The sequence below is a fragment of the Streptomyces sp. BE20 genome (assembly GCF_036322525.1).
Lineage (GTDB): Bacteria > Actinomycetota > Actinomycetes > Streptomycetales > Streptomycetaceae > Kitasatospora.
Genome location: NZ_JAQYWW010000448.1, coordinates 85,327 through 108,702, shown reverse-complemented (window position 1 = coordinate 108,702; position 23,376 = coordinate 85,327). Strand labels below are relative to the sequence as shown.

The following is a 23,376-nucleotide window of genomic DNA, read 5'->3' as shown; positions in this document are numbered from 1 at the left end:
CCTCACGAGAGATGACAGACTGGGCACCCAACGGAGCTCCTACCGAACAGTGATCTTGGTCGACACGGTTCTAGCAGGAGCTCCGTCCCATTTCAGGCGACTTGACGCGGCCACCCACGGCTCTATCTACACGGCATTGGGTCTAGATCAACAGCTGGGTGAGGGGGCGCTCATGGACCTGAGCATCGGTGAGGTGGCGCAGCGCAGTGGGCTGAGCGTGCACGCGTTGCGGTTCTACGAGCGGGAGGGCCTGTTCGCCAACCCGGTACGCCGTCTGTCCAACGGCCGCCGGATCTATCACGAGGAGGATCTGGGATGGCTGGCGATCTGCACGAAGCTGCGTTCCTCCGGCATGTCGCTGGCGATGATCCGGCAGTACATCGAGCTGGTCCGCCAGGGCACGGGCAACGAGCACGAACGGCTCGAACTGCTGCGCCGGCACCAGGACCACGTGGAGGCCCAGGTCCGGGAGCTGCAGGAGACCCTGGACGTGATGCGGCACAAGGTGCGGATCTACGAGGAGCATGTCGCCCGGGGCGAAGCCGACCGGCTCTGGAACCCGTCCCACCCGGATGCCGGGGCCTGCTCGGAACCGGTGGATCGGCTCTGTGAGGTCGCACCCTCCTGAGCGATCTGGAACGTGATCGCCGGTGCCCTGGGAGGAATGGTTCGCCGGGATCATCCGGGCAGGCCGTTGAGTGGCCTCCTGCGTGGTCAGGACACTAGGTTCGACGTTGATCAAGGGGGTGGGACCGGGCATGACGGTCGACGGCAGATGGTTCGTGTTGGTCGAGGAGAGCTACGAGGGCAGGACCGACGACGGCGGTACCTCCTGGCGGCTCGGCCGCCAGGAGGAGGCGGGTACCTTCGAGCAGGCCCGGGAGGCGGCCGTGGAGACCGCCCGGACCTTCCGGCCCGGGGGCTGACTGGGAGACCACTGGAACCCGCACCACGGGCGGCGTATCTACCAGTTGACGGACCGGTCCTGGCTGGTGGAGGTCACGCAGGGCCACCAGAGGAGAACGTTCCGGGTCACCCTGGGCAACCTCGTCGAGGTGGTGGCCGAGACCGAGCCCGCGCCCGTGGCCGCTCCGAGGAAGAAGGGCCTCTTCGGCCGCGCTCAGGACTCCTGACGGAGGTGGTGGGCCTGAGCCGGTCAGCGGTCGGTGTCGTGCGCGAGGCCGCCGGGTAGCAGGACCTGGTCGGCCGCGTCGTCGCACGCGACAAACCTGGCGACGTCGGCGATTGTCCCCGGGATACTGGTCGCCCATGGATGAGGTCAAAGTCGTTGTCGCCCATCCCGAGCGCGCCACCCTGCGCGTCGGCGACGTGTTCCTGAAGGTGGACGCCGATCAGGCGCGCGTCGACGTCGAGGTCGAGGCGATGTCCCTCGCGCCGGTTCCGACCCCCGAGGTCCTGTGGCGCAACCCGCCCGTACTCGCGATCGCCGCGCTCCCGGGGACGACACTCGGGCGCCTCGGTGGGCCGTCGACCGGGTCGTCGGCGGCGTGGGCCGCGGCGGGCGCCGCCATCCGGAAGCTGCACGACGCACCGCTGCCGCCCTGGCCCGGCCGGGCCGGCCGCGGCACCGCCGCGCTGGCGGCCGAACTCGACGACGAGTGCGAGCTGCTCGTGACGAAGGGTCTCCTGTCCGCTGACCTGGTCACCCGCAACCGCCAGGTCGCCGAGGCCGCGCTCCGGCCGTGGACTGCGGCGTTCACGCACGGCGACCTGCAGATCGCGCACGTCTTCGTCGACGGCGACGAGGTCACGGGCATCATCGACTGGTCCGAGGCGGGCCAGGGTGATGCCCTGTACGACCTCGCCACCTTCACGCTCGGACACGAGGAGCACCTCGACGACGTCGTCGCCGGCTACGGCACCGACGTCGACCTCGACGTGATCCACGCGTGGTGGTCGTTGCGAAGCCTGCTGGTGGTTCGCTGGCTGATCGAGCACGGCTTCGACCCGTTCGCGCCGGGATGTGAGGTCGACGTCCTGAGATCCCGGATGTGAGGCGGCGCGGACCCGACTACTGCGCAGGCGTTCCGACGCATGCGCAGGCCGTCCCCCCGGGGGCGCATCGCCTGCCCGTACTGACGGCTCCGGGCGCCGACGTCGAGCGGGGCGCCGTCGCACCGGGGCCCGTCCGGCCGCCGACCAGGTCCGGAGGCGGCGGGGTACGGCGTACCTCCCGCGGTGTCAGTCCTACCGGTCGACCGTCACTGGTGCGGGATTTCGATGCCGGCGACGCGCAGGTGCGCCTCGACCAGGGTGTTCAGCCGGGCGATGGCCGGCTCCTGATCCTCCCGGTGGTGGTTGATCAGTCCGTACCGGGCAGAGGCGTCGGACCGGCGCCGGGAGCCCGCCGGCACCTCCAGCAGCGCGCGGCCGGCCAGCAGCTTGTCGGCCAGCGAGGTCGCCAGCTCCTCGATCCGCGGGTCGTCGGGCTGCCAGGACGCCGCCTCCAGGCCGCGCTTGGTCAGTTCGACGAGCTCGGGATCGCCCAGTCCGTGTTCGAGCCTGGTCAGGAAGGTGTCGAAGACCTCCGGGGCCAGCGCCCGGGCCAGCACCAGGGCCTCCCGTTGCGTGGCGACGTAGTCGGGGCCGAAACCGAGGCCGGCGAGCCGGTCCAGGACCGCGCAGGCCCGGTCGGGCAGGAGGGCGCGGTCGCCGTGGGCGAGCCGGTGCAGCGTGTCGCGTCGCGCGATCAGGTCCTCGACCTGTGCGGTGAGCCGACGGTGGACATCGTCCAGGGCGGCGGCGAACCGCTCGGGATCGGCATCGAGCAGCTCGCCGATCTCGGCCAGCGGGACGCCCGCTCCGGCCAGGGTCCGGGCCTGGACCAGCCGGAGGAGGTCGGCCGACCCGTAACGCCGGTAGCCGGAACCGTCACGTTCCGGCTCGGCGACCAGGCCGAGCCGGTGGTAGTGCCGCACGGTCTTGATCGTGACGCCGACGAACGCCGCGGCCTGACCGATCGTGAGCCCCCCTGCCATCGGCTCAACGCACCCGCAGATCGTGGGCGTCCGCGTCCCCGCGAGCCGCGTCGGCCCGGACGTCCTCGGGCACGGTCGAGCGGTGGCCGCAGGCGGCCTTCGCGCTCACTGTGAGCTGCGGGTTGCGGATGATCACAGAGGTGAGGGTAGCGCGCGTCCGCTCCCGTCCGTCTCCCGCCCGCCCCCTCGGTGTCGCGTTGACCTTGACCTTGGGTCAAGGTGCACGCTCCTTCCGAGGCCGCCACGAAGGGGCCGGGCAGCCACCGGGGCCGCCGTGGAATCGAACACCGTGGACAAGGGGATTCATGATGGCAAGGAACGACAGCGGCTTCTCCGAGGCAGGGCTGCGCCGGCTGCACGACGTGCTGGCACGGCACGTCGAGTCCGGGAGGATTCCCGGGCTCGTCGCCCTGGTCAGCCGCGACGGCCGGACGCACGTCGAAGCGCTCGGGACCATGCGGCACGACGGGGGCGCGCCGATGCGCCGGGACACGATCTTCCGGATGGCGTCCACCTCCAAGCCGGTCACGACGGCGGCAGCGATGATCCTGCTCGACGAGTGCCGGCTTCGGCTGGACGAGCCGGTGGACCCGTGGCTCCCCGAGCTCGCCGACCGCCGGGTCCTGAAGCGGCCCGACGGCCCGCTGGAGGACACCGTGCCCGCGCGGCGGCCGATCACCGTACGGGATCTGCTGACCTCCACGTTCGGGCTCGGACTGGACTTCGATCTGCTGGAGTCCCCGATCCGGGCCGCCACCTTCGAACGCCTCGACTACAGCGTGGCGTCCGGCCCGGCACCGGACCCGGACGAGTGGATGCGCCGCCTCGGGGAACTGCCGCTGTCGTACCAGCCCGGAGAGCGGTGGCAGTACGACCTCAGCAACGAGGTACTCGGCGTGCTGGTCTCCAGGGTCACGGGTCGGCCGTTGGAGACGTTCCTGCGCGAACGCGTCCTCGAACCGCTCGGGATGAAGGACACCGCCTTCCACGTACCCGCCGAGAAGATCGACCGGCTGCCGCCCCTGTACGGGCCCGACCCGCAGACCGGGGAGTTCCACGTCTGGGACGAGGCGGAGGGCGGAAGGTCCAGCCGGCCCCCGGTCTTCCAAGGTGCCGGCGGCGGGCTGGTCTCCACCGTCGACGACTACCACGCCTACTTCCGGATGCTGCTCGATCACGGGGTGCACGGCAGCGAACGGGTCCTGTCCCGGTCCGCCGTCGAACTGATGACCACCAACCGCCTCGCACCCGGGCAGCAGACCTCCCGGGACGCCATGTACCGGAGCATCGCCCACATGACGGTCGGCCAGGGGCAGCAGGGCGGCTGGGGCTTCGGGATGGCGGTGCGCACCCATCGCAGCGACTACGCACCCGTCGGTCAGTTCGGCTGGGACGGCGGTACGGGCACCACCGTCCACGCCGACCCGGACGACCGGCTCACCGGAATCCTGCTCACCCAGGTCGGGATGTCCACCCCGGACTCGGCGCGGCTCATCCACGACTTCTGGACCACCCTCTACCAGGCCACCGATTCCTCCTGAGGATCCCGAGCGGCCTGCGGGACGGCCTGCGGGACGGGCGACGGGACGGCTTCGTCGCACCGCCCGTCCCGCAGATCGCACTCGTGCCCGGAGAACGGCACCTGGGCCGACGCCGTACTGAGCGTCCACCCCGGCCGGAGCCGAACCCGTCGCTCCGCTCCCCGCAGCGGCCACGGGCTCGGCGGATCAGCTGCGGGAGCCCGGCCCGGGGTCCTACGGTGTTTCGCATCGGCGTGACCGTGCGTCAGGTACACAGGACGGGTTCGGTCGGGGTGGAAGAGGAACGGGTGGCCGCCGTGACCGGGCCGAGGGGGACCGGTCCCGGATCGGGGTCGGGATACGCGGTCGGTGGCCGGCTCGTCCTGACCTCCGCCCACGTCACCGGACCTGTCGGCACGAGGGTGGAGGTGTTCCACCCGGGCGGTACCGGCAGCGCGGGCGGGCGCGTGGTGTGGGCCGGCACACCGAAGGAGCGTGACGACGCCGCACTGGTCCTGGTCGACGACTCCGAGCACTGGCAGCCGCCGACCGCGCCCGTCCGGTGGGGGCGCACGGTCACCAGACGCCCTGGCGCGCGGTGCGAGACCTGGGGCGTACCGGACGAGGCCCAGCGCCACGGCCGTCCGATCGAGGCCTCCCAGCTACGCGGGGAGGTGAACCCGGGAAGTGGCTTCGTCGGTAACCAGTACGTCATGGACCTGCGCACGCCCGTGTCCGGGTGGCGCGGCGGCGGGACGTCGCCGTGGGGCGGTCTGTCCGGCGCCGCGATGTTCTGCGACCGCTACCTGACCGGCGTCGTGGCCGCCGATCGGGACCACTCCGCCCACGGCCGGCTGAACGTCGTCCCGGCCTACGTCCTCCACCACGACCCGGCGTTCCGCGCCGCCCTGGCCGAGCACGGTGCCGGCCCGGTCGGGGGTCTGGAGCCGGTGGAGTTCCAGGACCTCACCGACCGCGCCGACGCTCCTGCCGGCCGGCCCGTTCCTGCAACACCGGCGGCGCTGCTGGAGGCCGGGCGGCAGACCGTTCCCTTCCACGGCCGCGAGGACCTGCTCGCCGAGATGACCGCGTGGTGCGCGCTGGGCGGGTTCGGGGTGTGGCTGCTGCACGGTCCGGGCGGTCAGGGCAAGACCCGCCTCGCCCACCACCTCGCCCATCTGCTGACTGGCGACGGCTGGGCGGTGCTGTGGCCGCGGGCCGCCGCCACGACAGCCCAGCTGCTGGACGTGCGGCGGGCGGCGAAGCCGGTGCTGGTCGTCCTCGACTACGCCGAGACCCGCCCCGAGCAGCTCGGGGCCCTGATCGAAGCCGCCGCCGAACACCCGGGGACCAGCCCCCTCAGGCTGCTCCTGCTCGCCCGGACCGCCGGCGACTGGTGGCACCAGGCCACCACCGCCACCCGCCAGGCCGAGGACCACCTCGCCGCGGCCCGCACCCACCGCCTCACCCCCCTCGAAGACGACCCCGGCCGGCGGACCGGCCACTACCGCGAAGCCGTCCACGCCCTCGCCGCGGCCCTCCCCCTCGTCCACGGCCTCGCCGGACACGACTGGACCGCGGCCGCCGACTCCCTGCCCGTGCCCCGGCACCTCGGCCGCGATGCCTACGGCAACGCCCTCACCCTCCACATGACCGCCCTCGCCGACCTCCTCGACGCCACCGGGCCCGAACCCCGAACCGGCGGACCCGGACCGGCGGGAAACGGCGGGACACACGGGCGTGCACAGGACGTCGAGGACCGGCTGCTCGGCCACGAGAGCCGGTACTGGCGCGACAGCGCCACCGCCCGTGGCCTCAGCCCCGCCTTGAGCACGGCAACCCTGAAGACCGCACTCGCCGCCGCCCACCTCGTCGGCGCCGCCGACCACGAACACGCCGACCGGCTCTGGCGACGACTCCCGGCACTCGCCGACCAGCCCCGCGACCGCCGCGACCAGGTCACCGCCTGGCTCGCCACCCTCTACCCCTCCGACGCCGCCCCCGGCGGGCCGCCCTGGGGATCACTGCAGCCCGACCGTCTCGCCGAGCGCCACATCGGCCGCACCCTCGACACCGACCCCCGTCTCGCCGACCACCTCCTCACCGGCGCCGACGAAGGCCGGGCCGTACAGCTCCTCACCGTCTACAGCCGCGCCGCCGCCCACCCCGTCTTCCACCAGCGCCTTGAGAACCACCTCACCGACCTCTGTCTGCGCCACGCCCGGCAGATGGCCCGACACATCGTCACCACCGCCATCCGCACCGACCACCCGGGGCCCCTGATCGCCGCCCTCGACGCCATCACCGGTGATTCCAGCACCCCACCCCACCGTCTCGCCGGGCTCTACGGCCTACTCCCCCACGCCAGCCAGCGTCTTGCCTCCACCGCAGCCCGCCTCTGCCACCAACTCGTCGAACACCACCGCACCCTGGCGGCAACGGACCCCGGCGTCCACCTCCCCGACCTCGCCATGACCCTCAACAACCTCTCCGTCCGGCTGGCAGAGGTGGGCCGGCGGGACGAGGGCCTCACCGCGATCGAGGAAGCCACCGACCACTACCGCACCCTCGCGACGGCCGACCCCGGTGCCCACCTGACCAACCTCGCCATGGCCCTCAACAACCTCTCCGTCGAACTGGGTGGTGCGGGCCGGCTGGACGCTGGGCTGGCCGCGATCGAGGAAGCCACCGACCACTACCGCACCCTCGTGGCGGCCGACCCCGGTGCCCACCTACCCGACCTGGCGATGGCCCTCACCAATCTCTCCGTCCGGCTGGCGGACGTGGGCCGGCTGGACGAAGGGCTGGCAGCCGCCGCTGAGGCCACCGCCCACTACCGCACCCTGGAAGCGGCCGACCCCGGTGCCCACCTGCCCGACCTCGCCAAGGCGCTCAACAACCTCTCCGCCCGGCTGGGAGCCGTGGGCCGACGGAACGAAGGGCTGGCCGCGGCCGCGGAGGCCACCGCCATCCGTCGCACGCTGGTCGCGACGAATCCCGACGCCCACCTGCCCGACCTCGCCAAATCCCTCACCAACCTCTCGGTCGGGCTGGGCGACGTCGGGCGCGGAAGCGAGGGACTGACCGTCGCTGCGGAGGCCGTCGGCCACTACCGTTCCCTCACGAGCAGCAACCCGGGCGCTCACCTGCCCGACCTCGCCATGGCCCTCACCAACCTCTCCGTCCGGTTGGGCGGGCCAGGTCGGTGGAACGAGGGGCTGGCCGCGATCGAGGAAGCCACCGACCACTACCGCACCCTCGCAACCGCCAACCCCGACGCCTACCGACCCGACCTGGCGATGGCGCTCAACAACCTCTCCATCCAGTTGGGCGAGGTGGGTCGGTGGGACGAAGGGCTGGCCGCGATCGAGGAAGCCACCGGCCACTACCGCACCCTCGCAACCGCCAACCCCGACGCCTACCGACCCAACTTGGCCCTGACCCTCGTCAACCTCTCCGCCAGGCTGGGCGACGTCGGCCGACAGGACGAAGGCCTGGCCGCCGCCGCTGAGGCCACCGGCCACTTCCGCACCCTCGCAACGGCCAACCCCGACGCCCACCGACCCAACCTCGCCAAGGCCCTCAACAACCTCTCCACCCAGCTGGGTGGTGCGGGCCGGCGGGACGAAGCGCTGGCCGCGATCGAGGAAGCCACCGACCACTACCGCACCCTCGTGGCGGCCGACCCGAGCGCCTACCTACCCGACCTGGCGATGGCCCTCAACAACCTCTCCGTCGAACTGGGTGGTGCGGGCCGGCGGGACGACGGCCTGGCCGCGATCGAGGAAGCCACCGGCCACTACCGCACCCTCGTGGCGGCCGACCCGAGCGCCCACCGACCCAACCTCGCCCTGACCCTCAACAACCTCTCCGTCGAACTGGGGGGTGCGGGCCGCCGCGAAGAAGGCCTGGCCGCCGTCCGAGAAGCCGTCGCCATCCGCCGAAGCCTCGCTCAGGTCTACCCCGCCCGCTTCGAAATCGCTCTGCAACAGTCCCTGAACGTGGCCGAGTGGCTCGAAGGGCTCGAACCGTAGCGCAGAGGAACAGCACACGCTCGGGGCAGCACTCCCCGCCGGTCGGAGCCACCTGTCGGCCGTCGCCCGCTGATGCCACCGTCACCACTCGGTCAGCGACGAGACCGGCGGCGTTGCGACGATCACGCGAATCCGCCGCCGTCGTCATCACCTCGACCGCGTGACCGGGGCTACCGGGCCACGGGTGGGGCCCGGGGGCCGGCTGTACGAGCCGGGCCCCCGGGCGGTGTGGGGGGTCGTCACCCCGCAAGGTGCTCCAGGGTGAAGAGGGTTGCCCGGTAGGAGTACTGGGCCACGGGCGAACCTGCGGAGCCGGCCGGGTCGGCGACGGTGGCGAAGCTCCCGCTGTGCGCGATCCGGAGAAGTACCTCGCTGGAGCCGGGCGAGGTGTGGACCAGTGTGAAGAGCTGGTTGAGGTAGATCCACCCCGAGCAGTCGAACACGTTGAAGTTGGCGCCGTCGGCCAGTCCCTCGGTCGTGTCGTTCGGGTTCTGCTTCCAGAGGCCCAGGCAGGTGTTCTCGTTCTGCCGGCTGCGGAAGATGAAGATCTGGTTGTCGGCGTTGTAGTGGCACATCTTCCACTGCTGGTGGTAGCCACCGCTGTCGGGGCTCTGAATGGCCTGCCCCCAGGGGCTGGCCTGGTTCCTCTCCACGAGCTGTCCGAAGGGCGTCTTGATCCGGTAGTAGCCGTCGTCGCAGACGTAGCCGTGCCACTCGCTCGACGCCAGACCCCGGGGCGCGGCCGACGCGGGGCCGGCGAGCAGGGTGAGGCCGGCCAGTGAGGCGAGGGCGGCGGCGCCGAGGGCCCGCAGCGACGTGCCCCGGCGGGTGGTGGGGTGGCGCAGTGGGTTCGTCACGAGGTCCTCCGTCGTCAGGTCGGTGGGCACGGTCAGCAGCTGCTGATGAGGAGTTGGGCCGCCCGGCGCACGGTGCCGGCCGGTTGGGCGGGGGCGCAGCCGACCGAGCCGATCTCCGGGGACTCGTAGGTGGTGAAGGTCCCGGGGCTCGACGACGTGGTGACCCAGATGCCGGTGGTGGGGCCGGTCTGGGCGCAGATGCGGTTGACGTACTGGCCGGTGACGACGCGGGTCCCACGGTAGAGGCCGTACCGTCCGGGCGAAACGAGGTTCCAGGTGTCGCTGACGGTCTGGGTGGTGGTGCTGGAGGTGGTCTTCTGGACCGAGAAGCCGATCTTGACCTCGACCTTGGCGAACAGCGCGCTCGCGCCGGCGGTGATCTCGGTCCTGTTGTCGACGGTGGTGGTCACCGAGCTGACCCGGCTCAGGGTGTCGCTGTGCTGTCCGGTGGTGCCCGCGGTGACGTTGTAGATGAGGAAGTCGGTGACGAGGGGGGTGACTTGCAGGTTCAAGGGCTCCGTGGTGGCGTGGTCCACGGCGGGGTTGCAAAGGGTCGGGAGGGGGTCGGCATGGGCGGCGGGAGCGGTGCCCAGGCCCAGCAGGCCCACCGCGACGGCGGTGGTGGCCGAGGCGGCGACGGTGCGCAGGCGCGCCTTGCGGGTGGTGGTCATCTGTGTTTCTCCAGCGGTCGCGGAAACAGGGATGAGACGTGCGCTCGACGACGAGTGCGCACACACGCCTCGTACAGGGGCAGGAAGGTCATGCGCGTGCGTATGCGTCCTTGGCGATGCTTCAGGCCTCGCAGCAGTGCCGCTGCCGTGGTGAGGCACACGACGGCAGCGGCGCTCTGCGTGAGGCGGACCTCTGTGTCCAGAAGCTTGAGGACCCTTGCCCGGATCGGTTCCTCGGAGATCGCATGCGCGGGACAGGAGCCGGGGTCGGGGTCCGTACCGGCCGGCGGTCGGTACGCGCCCGGACCGTGGACCTCCGCGGTCCGGGTGAGGAAAAGTCTCGTCGTGGCGCACCGGGCGCCGGTAGTGTCCGATGCCATGAGCCGGGCGGGCCGTGTCATGGTCGGCCGGTGACAACTGTCATAACGTTTGGCTGGTTCGGCCACAGACAGACGGCGACGGCGGACTCTAGGCTGACCGGAAATGATCATCTCACCTGCGGGGCCCAGGACGGCCGAGCCGGGGCGGCTGGGCCGCCTGACCGGCTGGCCGCTGCTCGCCCTGGGCCCCCTCTGGCTGCTGCTGGCCGCGAACGACCTCGCGTTCAACCTGGGCACCAGGACCCAGGTCATGGCTGCTCCGGTGCTGATCGCCGTCGCGGTCCAGCACACGCGTCTCATCCGCCGGGCGGTCCCCGTCGGCCGCGCGGGCCGGGCCCCCCTCCACGGCTCCGCGACCGCCGGAGGGCGGTGGAGCTTCCTGCTGCTGGCCGCGGCGATCGCGCTGTGGGGCGAGATGGCGGACCGCCCGTACACCGCACTCGACTGGGCCATGCTGCCCGGGGCCATGGCGGCGGCGCTGGCCCTGTCCCTGCCCGCCCGGGCGCGCCGCCGGATGCTGACGGCGGTCGCGGTGGGCTGCGCGGTGCTGGGCGAGGCAGTGGCGCAGTGGCGTCACGACCACCCCGAACTACTGCCCGGGGTGCCGGCGGCGACCGGCGCGGGGATGGTGCTGTTCATCGCCGGGGTGGAGTTGATGCTGGTCCGGCTGTGGCGGGCGGTACTGGAGGCCGAACACCTCCGCGAGACCACGGCCACCCTCGCCGTGGCCGAGGAGAGGCTGCGGTTCGCCGCCGATCTGCACGACCTCCAGGGCCACCGGCTCCAGGTCATCACGCTCAAGGGCGAGCTGGCCGAGCGGCTGATCGGCCGCAGCGACCACGAGGCACGCACACAGGTCCGGGAGATCTCCGAACTGGCCCGCAGCGCACTCGAGGAGTCCCGGGCCGTCGTCCACGGCTACCGGCGAGCCAGCCTGAGTACCGAACTGGCCAACGCCGCAGGAATCCTGGAGGCCGCCGGGATCGCCACCACCATCGACGGCGACGCCGCACGCATCCCCCACCAGCTCCAGCCGGCCTTCGCCGCCCTGGTCCGCGAGGGCGTCACCAACATCCTCCGCCACAGCCGCGCCCGCCACTGCCGCATCACCATCACCGCCGACCCGGGCCGGGCCCGCGTCCTGCTGCGCAACGACGGAGCACCCTCACGCCCGGCGGAGCCCGGCAGCGGCCTGGCCGGACTGCAGGAACGCTTCCACGCCATCGGCGGGTACGTACGCATCGCCACCCAGCCCGACGGCCACTTCGAACTGACCGGCCACAGCCACCGGGAGACCCCCGCGTGATCCGCATCCTGCTCGCCGACGACGAGGACCTCACCCGCGGCGCCCTCGCCGCGCTCCTCGGCCTCGAACCCGACCTCACCGTCGTCGCCCAGGCCCCTGACGGCCCCACAGCGGTCGAAGCCGCCACCCGCCACCCGATCGACATCGCTCTCCTGGACCTGGAGATGCCCCACCTCGACGGCATCTCCGCCGCCCAGGCCATCCATCGCCACCGCCCCGTCCCCACCGTCCTCGTCACCCGCCACGCCCGGCCCGGGGTACTGCGCCGCGCTCTGGCCGCGGGCATCCACGGCTTCGTCCCCAAGACCACCCCCGCCACCCGCCTGGCCGCGATCCTGCGCGACGTCCACGACGGCGGCCGCTACATCGACCACCAGCTCGCCACCCACGCCCTCACCGAAACCCCCTGCCCCCTCACCCCCCGCGAACTGGACGTGCTGCGCGCCGTCCACCACGGCCAGGCCATCAGTGCCCTCGCCACGGAGCACCATCTCGCTCCCGGCACCGTCCGCAACTACCTCTCCGGTGCGATCACCAAACTCGCCGTCCGCACCCGCCACGAAGCGGCCCGCCGCGCCTGGGAGGAGGGGTGGATCTGAGCGCGTGCCGGGTGCCTCCGTCCGATGCGACGTGCTGTCGGTGCGGGTGACTACGGTGGCACCGGGAGCGCGGCCCGCACTCCCGGCCTGCACGTGTCCCCACCCCCCGGGCGAGGCCGCGCGCGCCGTCGACCGCCGACCCCCGAGAGACCCCGTGCGCCTGATCTTCGCCCACCCCGATGACTTCCCCCACTACGAGCACGTCGAGGAACTCCTCAACGACGGGTTCGAGACCACCCTGCTCCGTACGGACGTGTCCGACGACCTGTGGATCGAGCTGATCAGCTACGACGCCGGACAGGGCGTCATCGTCTACGGCGCCGCCCGGTTCGGGCCGTACTCCCGCTACGTCGAGGAGGCCGACACCCGCGAGGAGGCCGAAGCGCGGTACGAGGAGATGGTCCGCGAGGCCGCCGAGGAGGAGGCTGCCGCGCAGCCGGGCTGAGCCGCGTTCCGCTGCCTGGTGCGCGGGCGTGTTGGACATACGGTTCGTAGGCGACTGTCCACTAGTCTGCGTCGACGAAGTGACTGGTGACGTCACAGCGACGAGAGGACCGACCATGGTGAAGCACTACGCGGATCTGCCGACGCCGGAGTCCGTGCGCATCATCGACTTCGACGAGGCGAAGGCCGTCCCGGGGATCGTTCCGGGCACCTTCATCCTGGTCGTCAACGGCGTCATGCCCTACGTGAACATGACGGTTCGTCTCTCGCCGCTGGTCTACATCGAGCGTCCGGAGTACTGGGGCATCGAGGTCATCGGCTCGCTGCCCGGCATCGGGCTCCCCGCCACCACCCCGTACACGGTCTCCCTGCCGCTGGACGGCATCCTGGGGACCAGGGGAATCGAGGTGATCGGGGCGAACAGGACCGAGCAGATCGCCGTCCCGTAGCAGGCCGGGCACCGAAGGCGTTCTCCGCCGGGCTCGCCTCCGCGCCCTCGGCCGTGCGTTCGTGACCGCTCCCGGGCCTGGTGCCGGGGCGGCGCGCCGTACCGGTCCCCCGCCCCGCCGCCGGGACCGGTGCCCCGTTCGACCGCTCCGCACCCGACAACGATCCGCACACGTCCGGCGGTTCGGAAGCGCCCGATCAGTCGATGACGGCCGTGGCCTCGATCTCGACCAGATGCTCGGGGACGTCCAGCGCCGCGACACCCAGCAGCGTGCCCGGCGGCACGGGCGTGACGCCCAGCTTCGCGGCCGCCCGGGCGATCCCTTCCAGGAGCAGGGGCATCTTGTCGGGGGTCCAGTCGACGACGTAGACCGTCAGCTTCGCCACGTCGTCGAAGGAAGCACCGACCCCGGCCAGGGCCGTGCCGATGTTGAGGTAGCACCGCTCGACCTGAACGGCGAGGTCGCCGTCGCCGACCGTGACCCCGTCGGCGTCCCACGCGACCTGTCCGGCGACGAAGACGAGCTTCGAGCCGGTCGCGATCGACACCTGCCGGTAGACGTCGATCTCCGGCAGTCCACCGGGGTTCACCAGGGTGATGGCCATGCTGCTGTCTCCCTCGCCAGGGTCGCCCGCGGTCCGAGGCCGTCGAGCCACGATGCGTCCGCTCTCTTGTGGTTACTTGGGAACCGTAGGAGAGTGTGCGCTGACATGGAAGAACGCACTTTTCGGTGACTGAGGAACCTCATGGTGACCAAGCAGTTCACGGGCTCGACCGACAACGCAGACCTGCGGCGGGCCGACTCCCTGGCGCGGGAGATCTTCTCGGACGTCGCCAACAAATGGGCGCTCCTGATCATCGAGTCCCTCGGGGAGCGCACCCTGCGCTTCGGTGAGCTGCGGGACACGGTCGAGGGGATCAGTCACAAGATGCTCACCCAGAACCTGCGCATGCTGGAGCGCAACGGCCTGGTCGAGCGGACGGTTCACCCCGTCGTGCCGCCACGGGTCGAGTACACCCTCACCGAGCCGGGCCAGGCCCTGCGAGTGACGATCGACGGGCTGTGCGACTGGACCCACCGCTACCTCGGACACATCGAAGCCGCCCGGCACCGCTCCGACGGCTGACGCGCGACCTGCCGGTCGCCGTCGCGCGGCCTGCGGCCGCTCGGCCGGTACGACTCGGCCGGGCGGGTCACGGCAGGGGCCCGACCGTTTCTCCGGCCCGCGAACGGGTGATCCCTCTCCGGCCAGAGCGGCGGGCGTTCCCGTCGCCGCGACGCCCTCCGGAGGCCCCGCCGTGCCACTGCGCTCCCGCCGTTCGCCGCTCACCGCCCGACCGCGGCCCACCCGCCGTCCAGGGCACGCGGTCACCGCACTGCTCGCCGCCTCGATGGCCCTGGCACCGGCCGCTCCCGCCGCGGCGGAGCCCCGCGGCGACGACCGCGAGCTTCGGGCCCGCCTGCAAGAGCTGGTCGACCGTCCGGACGGCCCGCCCGGCGCCATCGCCGTACTGCGCGAGGACGGGCACGTGCGGGTGCTCCGGGCCGGAGTCGCCGAGGTCGGCACCGGCCGCCCGCCCCGCTCCACCGACCACATGCGGCTGGCCAGCGCGGCGAAGGCGTTCAGCGGCGCGGCCGCGCTGCGCCTGGTCGACTGCGGGCTCCTCGGACTGGACGACACGATCGCCGACCGGCTGCCCTCGCTGCCGGGCGACTGGGGCGCGGTGACGCTGCGTCAGCTGCTCCGCCACACCAGCGGGCTGCCGGACTACAGCATGGCGCAGGGCTTCGTCGACCTGATCATCGCCGACCCGCACCACGTGTTCGACTCCCAGCACCTGCTGGACTTCGTCGCCGACGAGGACCTGGAGTTCACCCCCGGCTCCCGCTACCAGTACTCCAACTCCGACAACATCGCCGTCGCCCTGATGGCCGAGGCCGCGACCGGGCAGCGCTACGAGGACCTGCTGGCCTCCCAGGTCTACCGGCCGCTGGGGCTCACGCAGACCAGCCTCCCCTCCGGGTACGAGCTGCCCGAGCCCTACCTGCACGGCTACGCCGTCCAGCCGCCCGACCCGCCGGAGGACGTCAGCACGCAGTTCGGCGCCTCGGGCGCCTGGGCCTCGGGCGGCCTGGTGTCCACTCCGAGGGACTTCAACACGTTCGCGGCCGGGTACGCGGGCGGCCCGCTGATCAGCGACGAGACCCGGCAGCAGCAGCGGGCCTTCATCGAGGGCGCCTCCGAGCCGGCCGGCCCGGGCGCCAACCGTGCCGGGCTGGCGATCTTCGAGTACACCACCCGCTGCGGCGTCGTGCTCGGGCACACGGGCAACACCGCGGGCTACACGCAGTTCGGCGCGGGCACCCCGGACGGGCGCCGCAGCCTCACCGTCTCCGTCACCAGCCAGGTGAACCAGCGGGTCAACCCGGACCTGCTGGCCCACCTGCGCGCCGTAGAGGAGGACTTCGTGTGCGCGCTGCTGGCCGACTAGGAACTGCCCCGTGGCTCATGTGACCGGCTACTCATCCACCCATCGTTCCGATCACGGGTGGGGACCTGCGCGTGAGCTGCTGGTGCTGTTCCTTCTGTGCCCGGTCGGGCTCTCGATCGCGGCGGGCGACCAGGGCGGGGTCGTCCAGGTGGTCCTGGGGTGGTTCTGCGGCTGGCTGATCGCGGGGTTCGGTGCTGTCGTGCTGTTCGCGGCGCGGTCGGCGTGGCGGGAACGTCGGCTGCACCTGCGGGGCATCTCGGTGGTGGCCGAGCTGACCGAGCAGGAGCCGCCGCATCACCAACGGATGTGCTGGGCCTGCGAGTTCACTCGCCTCACCGGCCACGGCGGCCGGGGTCGGCCTGATCGGGCTCGCGGTGGCCGCTCCGTTCGCCGTCCTGTTCTGATCGGACGCCTCGATGCCTCCTCCTCGTCGGCCCGCGCGGCTCGACGAGGACGCCTCGACCATGTCGCCCCCGCGCGCGGGCCGGCCGGGGAACCCCGGCGCTGCCCGTCTGGGCAGTGGGCGCTTCGCGGGCGGCCGAACCGGCCTGGTTGGGCACGGGTACTGCGGAGCTGGGGCCGGCGGGGCTCCGACCGTGGGTCGCCGCAGGCGCGGGCAGTCCCGGTTGTACGCCGGGGCAGCCGAACGGGGCTGCGCGGCCGTTACTCGCCGGTGTTCGGAGACGGCGCGTCAATTCGACTGTGAGTCTTCCGGGGAGGGGCTCCTGCCCGTGGAGGTCGGAGAGCAGCCGTCCGCCGACTGTCGGCGGTGGGGCCCACGCGCAGCCTGCCGTCCGGCAGGTACGTCGGCGGCCCCGATAACTCTGGCATCGCCGGGCCCCGCCGTCCGCGGCACCCTGTGGCCCGCTCCGAACGAGGTCACGGCCCTCCCGACGGGGGTGCGCCCCAGCGCGGGAGTGCCCTGCGAGGCGGCGGCCGAGACCGTCAGCGGACCGGCACCGGGTCCCGCCAGATGTCCATAGGAACGGCGCGGACCGCGCGTCCGTCCGCGTCGAGGATCCGGCCCATCCGTTTCACGGTACGCAGCGACACCCGGCGATCTGCCACCCGCAGGTCGGGGAACCGGCGGGTGAGTGCGGCCTCCAGCCGCTGGACGTCGGCGAGGGAGCGCTGCCAGACGGAGAGGACGAGGTTGTGCGCGCCGGCGACGGACACGCACAACCGGACCTCGGGGAGTCTGGCGAGCTGGGGGCCGACCTCGTCGAGCCGGTCCGGGGGAAGGTCCGCCCGGAAGGTCGTCATGACCGGTCGGCCGGCGTCGCGGGCGGCGATCTCACAGCGGAAGCGGATCGCGTCGGAGGCGGCCAGCCGGTCGAGGCGGCGGCGCAGCGTGGACGGGCTGAGCCCGGTGGCGGCGGCCAGCTCGGCTTGGTCGAGGCGGCCGTCGACGCCCAGTCTGATGAGCAACTCTCGGTCCTCCTGACGGACTTCGGCTCGGACGGCGGGTGGTGGCCCGTTGGCCGTCGAGTGATCGTCATGCATTTCCACCCGCTGGGCGGGGTCCAACGAGTCCAGCCTCCAGCGGATCCCCTCGGCGTAGAAGCCGGTCGCCAGGTGGGTGCGGACGGCGTTGACCCCGGGGAGGCGGCCGAGCCGTTCGGCGGTGTACCGGGAGACCGCCGCCAGGTCGGTGAAGGCCGCGGTGACGACGAGGTCGCAGCCCTGGGAGAGATGGTCGATGCTCATCACGTGCGGATCCTCGGCCAGGTCGTCGGCGATCTGGCCGAGCCGGTCGGGAGCGCAGTCGAGGTCGAGGTAGGCGACGCACCCGGGGTCCTCGGGGTGCGGCAGTCCGTAGGCGGTGACCCAGGCGATCCCGGCCTCCGAGAGTCGGCGCCAGCGGCGGGCGGCGGTGACCGGACTGATCCCGAGGGTCTGGCCGAGCAGCGACCAGGGGGCCCGGGGCCGCAGCTGCATCGCGTTCACCAGGGCGAGGTCGAGCTCATCCGCGGTCACGTCGGAGCGGGTCACCGTCGACTGCCGGTGGATCCGTGCATTGAAGGGCCTCTCGTGGCGTGATCCTGCGAAATGACGGGAAACTCCCGCCGAAAGAACCAGAATCACGGAGCAGATCGCTCTGCACAAGTTCCCGCCACGCGCGGGCTCGATGGAGGTACCTGTGTCCCTGCACGACGATGCTCTCGGTCTGGCCCCGGACCTGGTCCGGCTCCGCCACGACCTCCACCGGTTCCCCGAGTTGGGCCTCGCCCTCCCCCGCACCCAGGAGCGGGTGCTGAGGGCCCTGGACGGACTGCCGCTGGAGGTGAGCCTGGGCACCTCACTGAGTTCGGTCACTGCGGTGCTGCGCGGCGGACGGCCGGGGCCGGCGGTGCTGTTGCGCGCCGACATGGACGGTCTGCCGGTCACCGAGAAGGCCCCGCTGCCGTTCGCCGCCGACAACGGCGCCATGCACGCCTGCGGGCACGACCTGCACACCACCATGCTCGCGGGCGCCGCACACCTTCTGGCGGCACGGCGGGAGCAGCTCCACGGCGACGTGGTCTTCATGTTCCAACCCGGTGAGGAGGGCTGGGACGGCGCCGGAGCCATGCTGGCCGAGGGCGTGCTGGACGCGGCGGGCAGGCTCCCGGTCGCCGCGTACGCCCTGCACGTGGCATCGGCCCTGCCGCACGGGGAGTTCAGCTCCCGGCGCGGTCCGATCCTGGCCGCCTCCGACGCGCTGAACGTCACCGTCCACGGTGCGGGCGGCCACGGCTCGGCGCCGCATCGGGCCAAGGACCCCATCCCGGCGGCCTGCGAGATGGTCACCGCCCTGCAGACCATGGTGACCCGCCGTTTCGACGTGTTCGATCCGGTGGTGATCACCGTCGGGCTCCTCCGGGCCGGCACCCAGCGCAACATCATCCCCGAGACCGCCCGCTTCGAGGCGACCGTGCGGACCTTCTCCGCCGAAACGCGGTCGAAGGTGGCCGACGTCGTGGTGGAGCTGGTGGAGTCCATCGCGGCCGCCCACGGTCTGCGGGCGGAGGTCGAGCACCGCTTCGAGTACCCGGTGACCGTGACCGACGGAGCCGAGACCGACTTCCTGGCGGACACCGTCCGGGAGGTCTTCGGCGAGGAGCGCTTCCAGACGATGGCGAACCCGATGACCGGGGCGGAGGACTTCTCCCGGATACTTGCCGCCGTTCCGGGATCGTTCGCGTGGCTCGGCGCCGCCCCGAAGGGGATCGACGACCCCGCCGACCTGCCGCTCAACCACTCGCCCTACGCGGAGTTCGACGACGCGGTGCTCCCCGACGGAGCCGCGCTCTACGCCGAACTCGCCACCCGCCGTCTCGCGGCCTGAACCCGTTCGCCCAGGAAGGAACAATCACGCACATGTCCGACCCGCGCGACGTGGTCGAGCAGCAGCTCGCCGCCTACAACAACCACGACATCGACGCCTTCGTCGCCACCTACGCCGAGGACGTCACGGTCCACCGGGCCGACGGAAGCCGGCTGCGGGGCCGGCAGGCCCTGCGGGACAAGTACGCCGGACAGTTCGCCGAGGGCCGCTGCCGGGCGGAGATCGTGGGGCGGCTCGTCGAAGGCGACCGGGTGGTGGACCACGAGATCGCCCACGGGCTGGCCGACGGGCCGGTCCGCGTCCTGGTGGCCTACCGGGTGCGCGGAGGCCTGATCGACCGCGTCGACTTCCTCAACTGAGCAGCATCGACCCCCACCGGTGGCCCGGCGCAGCACCCCCGCCGGCCACCCCACCCACGAACCCGACCTGATCCGACCGGCCAGAAGGTCACCGGCTCCGCGCAATCGAGCCGGCGGCCGGACGTACGCCCGGTCGGCAGAACCGCCGGTCGGTAGATCACGGAGGTGCCACCCGTCGCGGAGATTGCGCGGCGGCGAGACGTCCTGTCACCGCTGCCCGGGAGGTGGAGGTCAACGAGTGGGGAATCCACGGCCTGACCGGTCGGGCGCGGCCCACCGTCCCCAGCCCCCGTGGCGGCGGTTACGCCGTACCGGCCCGCCGGCCCATCCGGATTCCGGGCGGCCTCACGCACTGCGGCGGCGGGCACACGGATGCCCGGTGTGCGGCGGTCAGGAGACGGGGGCGGGCGAGGGCGAGCGTGCTGGAGCGAGGGTTGGAGGCCGGGTCGGCCGCGCTGGAGCGCTCCCGGCCTCCGGCGCCCCTCGCCCATCGGCAACGGTCTCGGCGTCAGTCGCGGTACTCGCAGAGGTAGGCGGTCGCGACTGCGGCCTTGACCTGGAACCTGCTGTCGGCCGGAACGTTGAACCGGTCACCGGCCTTGAAGGTCTCCCACTGCTCGGAGCCGGGCAGCTTCACGGTGAGGGCGCCGGAGACCACGTGCATGATCTCCCGCTTCGCGGTGCCGAACTCGTACTCACCCGGTGCCATGACGCCGACGGTCGCCGGTCCTTCCTCCGCGGTGAAGGCGATCGACTTGACCGTGCCGTCGAAGTATTCGTTGACCTTGAACATGGGCGTCCTCTCGGAAAAAAGGGCAGGCAAGGGCAGCCCGCGCGTCGCGGGCCGGATCTTGGTGAGGGAAGGCTAAGGGTAGCGGCCGCCCTTCCCCACGCAGAACGCGGCTGCCGCCTTCCGCCGACCACGAAGCCCGAGGACACCATGGGCGGCTGCGGACTCCGGGACCGCTCGCGCGGGATCGCCGTCTCGGCTGTCCCGTCGTGGTCAATGCGTTCCAGCAGGAGGCGCCCCGGAGGGCCGGCCACCTCTCCGGCCGGGCGCAGTGGTGGGCCTCCGCACAGATGTGAACACCGTCAAGGCATGCCGGCATCGCACTCCGCACCTGCCAATGAGCCGACACGGAATGGCCGCTGGAAATACCGGCAGACGACGAACGACACCTGCTAGCCTGCGTACGACCTGAAATCCGAGTGATCGAGGAGTGGCAGACGTGGCGGGTGACGACGACATCTCCGGGTGAGATCCGGATCTGACGGCCACCGGCCGGTGCTTCAGGAGCGCCGCAGCCGAGGTGGTCTTCTTCGTCGTGCCCCTTTCCCGTATCTGCCCGGGGCAGAGCTCCCAGTCCTGCCCTCAGTCTCTTTCGAGGTCACTTCCATGTCCGACGCCGCCGTCATCTGCTCGAACGTCTCCTTCGCCTGGCCGGACGACACCCCGGTCTTCCACGACCTGTCCTTCACCCTGCCCACCGGGCGGACCGGCCTGGTCGCCCCCAACGGCTCCGGAAAGAGCACCCTGCTCAAGCTGATCGCCGGAGAACTCCAGCCCGCGACCGGCGTGTTGACCGTCAGTGGCAAGCTCGGCCACCTCCGTCAGAGTCTCCCCCTGACCGCCGACCTCACGGTCGCCGAGGTACTCGGCATCGCCGACATCGTCCAGGCCATCGACGCGGTGGAGTCCGGCGACGTCGACGAGCAGCACTTCGCCGTCATCGGCGACGACTGGGACATCGAGGAGCGCACCCGCGCCCAGCTCGACCGGCTCGACCTGGCTCACCTCGCCCTGGACCGCAGCCTGAGCACGCTCAGCGGCGGCCAGATCGTCTCCCTCGGCCTCGCCGCCCAACTCCTCAGGCGCCCGGACGTGTTGCTGCTCGACGAGCCGACCAACAACCTCGACACGGAGGCCCGGCACAAGCTCTACGACGTGCTGGCGGACTTCAACGGCTGCCTGCTGCTGGTCAGCCACGACCGCGCGCTGCTCGATCGCATGAACCACATCGCCGAGCTCAGCAGCGGCGAACTGCGTTTCTACGGCGGAAACTTCACCGCGTACGAGGACGCGGTGCGGGCCGAACACGAGGTCGCCGAGAAGAACGTCCGCAACGCCGAGCAGGAACTGAAGCGGGAGAAGCGGGAGTTGCAGCAGGCCCGCGAACGCGCCGACCGCCGTGCGAGCAACGCCGCCCGCAACCTCAACAACGCCGGCCTGCCCCGTATCTTCGCCGGCACCATGAAGCGCGGCGCACAGGAGTCCGCGGGCCGGGCGGGGCAGATGCACGCCTCCCGGGTCAACGAGGCCAAGGCCCGGCTCGACGAGGCCGGGCGTGCCCTGCGCGAGGAGCAACGTCTCTCCCTGGACCTGCCTGACACCCAGGTACCCGCCGGGCGCAACCTCTTCCTCGGCGAGGGGTTGCAGGTGCGCCACGCCGGCCGGCCCGTGTTCGCCGACGGCGGTGTCCACCTGAACGTCCGCGGCCCCGAGCGCATCGCGCTGACCGGCCCCAACGGCGCGGGGAAGTCCACCCTGCTGCGGCTGGTCATCGGTGACCTCGCCCCGGACGACGGCCGGATCACGCGCAACGACGGCCGGATCGCCTACCTCTCGCAGCGCCTTGACCTGCTGGACCTGGACCGCACGGTGGCGGAGAACTTCGCCGCGTTCGCCCCCGAGCGGCCCGAGGCGGACCGGATGAACCTGCTCGCCCGCTTCCTGTTCCGCGGCGCCCGGGCCCACCTGCCGGTCGGCGTACTCTCGGGCGGCGAGCGGCTGCGCGCCACCCTGGCCTGCGTGTTGTGCGCCGAGCCGGCCCCGCACCTGCTGCTCCTCGACGAGCCGACCAACAACCTCGACCTGGTCAGCGCGGGCCAGCTCAAGAGCGCGCTCAACTCGTACCGGGGCGCCTTCCTGGTGGTCAGCCACGACGAACGGTTCCTCGCCGAGATCGGGGTCAACCGCTGGCTGCGGCTCGCCGACGGAGCACTCCGGGAAACGGGAGCCCCTGCGGTGTGAGCCGCCGACGTATCGGGCCGGTCGGGGCCGGCCAGGGCGGTTGCGCCGGTGCGGTACGGCGACCCGGTGGCGGCGGCCGGCGGGCGGCCGAGGAGGATCCTCGGCCGCCCTCCGGGGATGCCGACGGTGCAACTGGTCGAAGGGCTGACCGGTCAGGTGTGACTCAGCACGCGTCTCGCCACGTCACTCCGGTGAGCCTTGTGGCGCCCGGAAGCAGGCGGGTACACGCCGTGGTCGAGGCCGTCTCAGGTGGTGCTGTCACGAGCCGCGCGGAAGGAGTTCTCCTGCGTGGGCGTGGAGACGGGCAGGTACAGCCGGCCCCGCCTGCGCGGGGAGGACAGGAGTGGACCTCGACCCGGAACCCCTCACAGACGTCGGGGTCCGACACCGTCCTCGGCGAGTGCGTCGCCGGGGTTCAGCAGGGCGCAGGCCTTCATCGAGAGGCAGCCGCAGCCAATGCACCCCGTGAGTTCGGCCTCCAGCCGTTCGATGGTCTGCCGGCGCTCCTCCAAGCGGCGCTTCCAGCCGCGCGAGGCGCGCTGCCACTCGTGATGGCTCGGCGGCCGGTCGAGCGGCACGTCTGCGAACGCCTCCTGAAGGTCCTGCAGCGGGATGCCGATCCGTTTCGCCACGGAGATCAGCGCGACGCGGCGCAGCATGTGCCGGGGGTAGCGGCGCTGGTTGCGCTCGTCGCGCTCGGAGGCGATCAGGCCGAGTTCCTCGTAGAACCGCAGGGCGGAAACTGCCGCCCCGGTCCGCGCGCTGACCTCGCCGATGCCCAACCAGTCGTCGGGGGTGGCCCTGGCGTCGCCGGGCTGGTGGGTCGCCATGCATCGCCTCCTCTTGACCTCAAGCTTACTTGAGGCCCTACGGTCGGCCGTGCCAGAGCGGCGAGCAGCACCGACCC

23 protein-coding genes are annotated in these 23,376 nt (G+C 72.0%); 15 read left to right on the top strand and 8 right to left on the bottom strand.

What is annotated here, in order from left to right; genetic code table 11:
* Positions 1-172: 172 nt before the first annotated feature.
* From PUR61_RS04995 to PUR61_RS04980, 4 genes are all read left to right on the top strand, one after another.
* A complete protein-coding gene (locus PUR61_RS04995; protein WP_329875993.1) occupies positions 173-628 on the top strand; it encodes a MerR family transcriptional regulator in 456 nt (151 codons plus the stop codon).
* 130 nt (positions 629-758) lie between these two features.
* Positions 759-926, top strand: coding sequence for a hypothetical protein (locus PUR61_RS04990; protein WP_329875991.1), 168 nt, complete (start codon positions 759-761; stop codon positions 924-926).
* 45 nt (positions 927-971) lie between these two features.
* Positions 972-1,133, top strand: a complete 162-nt coding sequence (locus tag PUR61_RS04985; RefSeq protein ID WP_329875989.1) for a hypothetical protein — start codon at positions 972-974, stop codon at positions 1,131-1,133.
* A gap of 136 nt (positions 1,134-1,269) precedes the next feature.
* The gene (locus PUR61_RS04980) at positions 1,270-2,016 is read left to right on the top strand and encodes a phosphotransferase family protein (RefSeq protein ID WP_329875988.1); all 747 of its coding nucleotides are present in this window, start codon (positions 1,270-1,272) and stop codon (positions 2,014-2,016) included.
* Positions 2,017-2,222: 206 nt separating this feature from the next.
* Here PUR61_RS04980 and PUR61_RS04975 read toward each other — a convergent pair whose 3' ends face one another.
* Positions 2,223-2,999 (bottom strand): MerR family transcriptional regulator, encoded by a 777-nt coding sequence (locus PUR61_RS04975; protein ID WP_329875987.1) that lies wholly within the window; start codon positions 2,997-2,999, stop codon positions 2,223-2,225.
* Positions 3,000-3,003: 4 nt separating this feature from the next.
* On the bottom strand, positions 3,004-3,135 hold the full coding sequence (locus tag PUR61_RS04970; protein WP_329875985.1) for a hypothetical protein: 132 nt from the start codon (positions 3,133-3,135) through the stop codon (positions 3,004-3,006).
* Positions 3,136-3,307: 172 nt separating this feature from the next.
* On the opposite strand from PUR61_RS04970, the gene PUR61_RS04965 reads away from it, so the two are divergent.
* Both PUR61_RS04965 and PUR61_RS04960 read left to right on the top strand, forming a co-directional pair.
* Positions 3,308-4,540, top strand: a complete 1,233-nt coding sequence (locus tag PUR61_RS04965; protein ID WP_329876003.1) for a serine hydrolase domain-containing protein — start codon at positions 3,308-3,310, stop codon at positions 4,538-4,540.
* A 287-nt stretch (positions 4,541-4,827) separates the two neighbouring features.
* Positions 4,828-8,553, top strand: coding sequence for a tetratricopeptide repeat protein (locus PUR61_RS04960; protein WP_329875983.1), 3,726 nt, complete (start codon positions 4,828-4,830; stop codon positions 8,551-8,553).
* 239 nt (positions 8,554-8,792) lie between these two features.
* Here PUR61_RS04960 and PUR61_RS04955 read toward each other — a convergent pair whose 3' ends face one another.
* The gene (locus PUR61_RS04955) at positions 8,793-9,410 is read right to left on the bottom strand and encodes an RICIN domain-containing protein (protein ID WP_329875981.1); all 618 of its coding nucleotides are present in this window, start codon (positions 9,408-9,410) and stop codon (positions 8,793-8,795) included.
* Between the two features lie 32 nt (positions 9,411-9,442).
* Positions 9,443-10,081 (bottom strand): hypothetical protein, encoded by a 639-nt coding sequence (locus PUR61_RS04950; RefSeq protein WP_329875979.1) that lies wholly within the window; start codon positions 10,079-10,081, stop codon positions 9,443-9,445.
* A gap of 483 nt (positions 10,082-10,564) precedes the next feature.
* Here PUR61_RS04950 and PUR61_RS04945 point away from each other — a divergent pair, with 483 nt between their 5' ends.
* The 4 genes from PUR61_RS04945 (at position 10,565) to PUR61_RS04930 (ending at position 13,259) form a co-directional block, all read left to right on the top strand.
* Complete coding sequence (locus tag PUR61_RS04945) at positions 10,565-11,767, top strand: sensor histidine kinase (protein ID WP_329875978.1); 1,203 nt, start codon at positions 10,565-10,567, stop codon at positions 11,765-11,767.
* Positions 11,764-12,366: a response regulator transcription factor gene (locus PUR61_RS04940; RefSeq protein WP_329875976.1), complete on the top strand. Its 603-nt coding sequence runs from the start codon at positions 11,764-11,766 to the stop codon at positions 12,364-12,366. The genes PUR61_RS04945 and PUR61_RS04940 overlap by 4 nt, the downstream gene beginning before the upstream one ends.
* A gap of 154 nt (positions 12,367-12,520) precedes the next feature.
* Positions 12,521-12,811 carry a hypothetical protein gene (locus PUR61_RS04935; protein ID WP_329875974.1) on the top strand — a complete coding sequence of 97 codons (291 nt, stop codon included), beginning with the start codon at positions 12,521-12,523 and terminating at the stop codon, positions 12,809-12,811.
* A gap of 115 nt (positions 12,812-12,926) precedes the next feature.
* Positions 12,927-13,259 (top strand): hypothetical protein, encoded by a 333-nt coding sequence (locus PUR61_RS04930; RefSeq protein ID WP_329875972.1) that lies wholly within the window; start codon positions 12,927-12,929, stop codon positions 13,257-13,259.
* Between the two features lie 196 nt (positions 13,260-13,455).
* Here PUR61_RS04930 and PUR61_RS04925 read toward each other — a convergent pair whose 3' ends face one another.
* Positions 13,456-13,863: a RidA family protein gene (locus PUR61_RS04925; protein WP_329875971.1), complete on the bottom strand. Its 408-nt coding sequence runs from the start codon at positions 13,861-13,863 to the stop codon at positions 13,456-13,458.
* Positions 13,864-14,004: 141 nt separating this feature from the next.
* Between PUR61_RS04925 and PUR61_RS04920 the strand changes: the two genes are divergently transcribed.
* Both PUR61_RS04920 and PUR61_RS04915 read left to right on the top strand, forming a co-directional pair.
* Entirely contained in the window at positions 14,005-14,385 is a 381-nt protein-coding gene (locus tag PUR61_RS04920; protein WP_329875970.1) for a winged helix-turn-helix transcriptional regulator, read from the top strand.
* Positions 14,386-14,557: 172 nt separating this feature from the next.
* Positions 14,558-15,751 (top strand): serine hydrolase domain-containing protein, encoded by a 1,194-nt coding sequence (locus tag PUR61_RS04915; RefSeq protein ID WP_443034537.1) that lies wholly within the window; start codon positions 14,558-14,560, stop codon positions 15,749-15,751.
* A 945-nt stretch (positions 15,752-16,696) separates the two neighbouring features.
* Here PUR61_RS04915 and PUR61_RS04910 read toward each other — a convergent pair.
* Positions 16,697-17,728: an Lrp/AsnC family transcriptional regulator gene (locus tag PUR61_RS04910; protein WP_329875969.1), complete on the bottom strand. Its 1,032-nt coding sequence runs from the start codon at positions 17,726-17,728 to the stop codon at positions 16,697-16,699.
* Between the two features lie 163 nt (positions 17,729-17,891).
* On the opposite strand from PUR61_RS04910, the gene PUR61_RS04905 reads away from it, so the two are divergent.
* Together PUR61_RS04905 and PUR61_RS04900 are read left to right on the top strand one after the other, a co-directional pair.
* The gene (locus PUR61_RS04905; protein WP_329875968.1) at positions 17,892-19,079 is read left to right on the top strand and encodes a M20 metallopeptidase family protein; all 1,188 of its coding nucleotides are present in this window, start codon (positions 17,892-17,894) and stop codon (positions 19,077-19,079) included.
* A 32-nt stretch (positions 19,080-19,111) separates the two neighbouring features.
* Positions 19,112-19,438, top strand: coding sequence for a nuclear transport factor 2 family protein (locus PUR61_RS04900; protein ID WP_329875967.1), 327 nt, complete (start codon positions 19,112-19,114; stop codon positions 19,436-19,438).
* Between the two features lie 508 nt (positions 19,439-19,946).
* On the opposite strand, the gene ppnP is transcribed toward PUR61_RS04900, so the two are convergent.
* Positions 19,947-20,231, bottom strand: a complete 285-nt coding sequence (ppnP, locus tag PUR61_RS04895) for a pyrimidine/purine nucleoside phosphorylase (RefSeq protein WP_329875966.1) — start codon at positions 20,229-20,231, stop codon at positions 19,947-19,949.
* 603 nt (positions 20,232-20,834) lie between these two features.
* On the opposite strand from ppnP, the gene abc-f reads away from it, so the two are divergent.
* Positions 20,835-22,469, top strand: a complete 1,635-nt coding sequence (gene abc-f, locus PUR61_RS04890) for a ribosomal protection-like ABC-F family protein (RefSeq protein ID WP_329875965.1) — start codon at positions 20,835-20,837, stop codon at positions 22,467-22,469.
* Between the two features lie 365 nt (positions 22,470-22,834).
* Here abc-f and soxR read toward each other — a convergent pair whose 3' ends face one another.
* Complete coding sequence (gene soxR, locus PUR61_RS04885) at positions 22,835-23,299, bottom strand: redox-sensitive transcriptional activator SoxR (RefSeq protein WP_329875964.1); 465 nt, start codon at positions 23,297-23,299, stop codon at positions 22,835-22,837.
* Positions 23,300-23,376 lie beyond the last annotated feature (77 nt).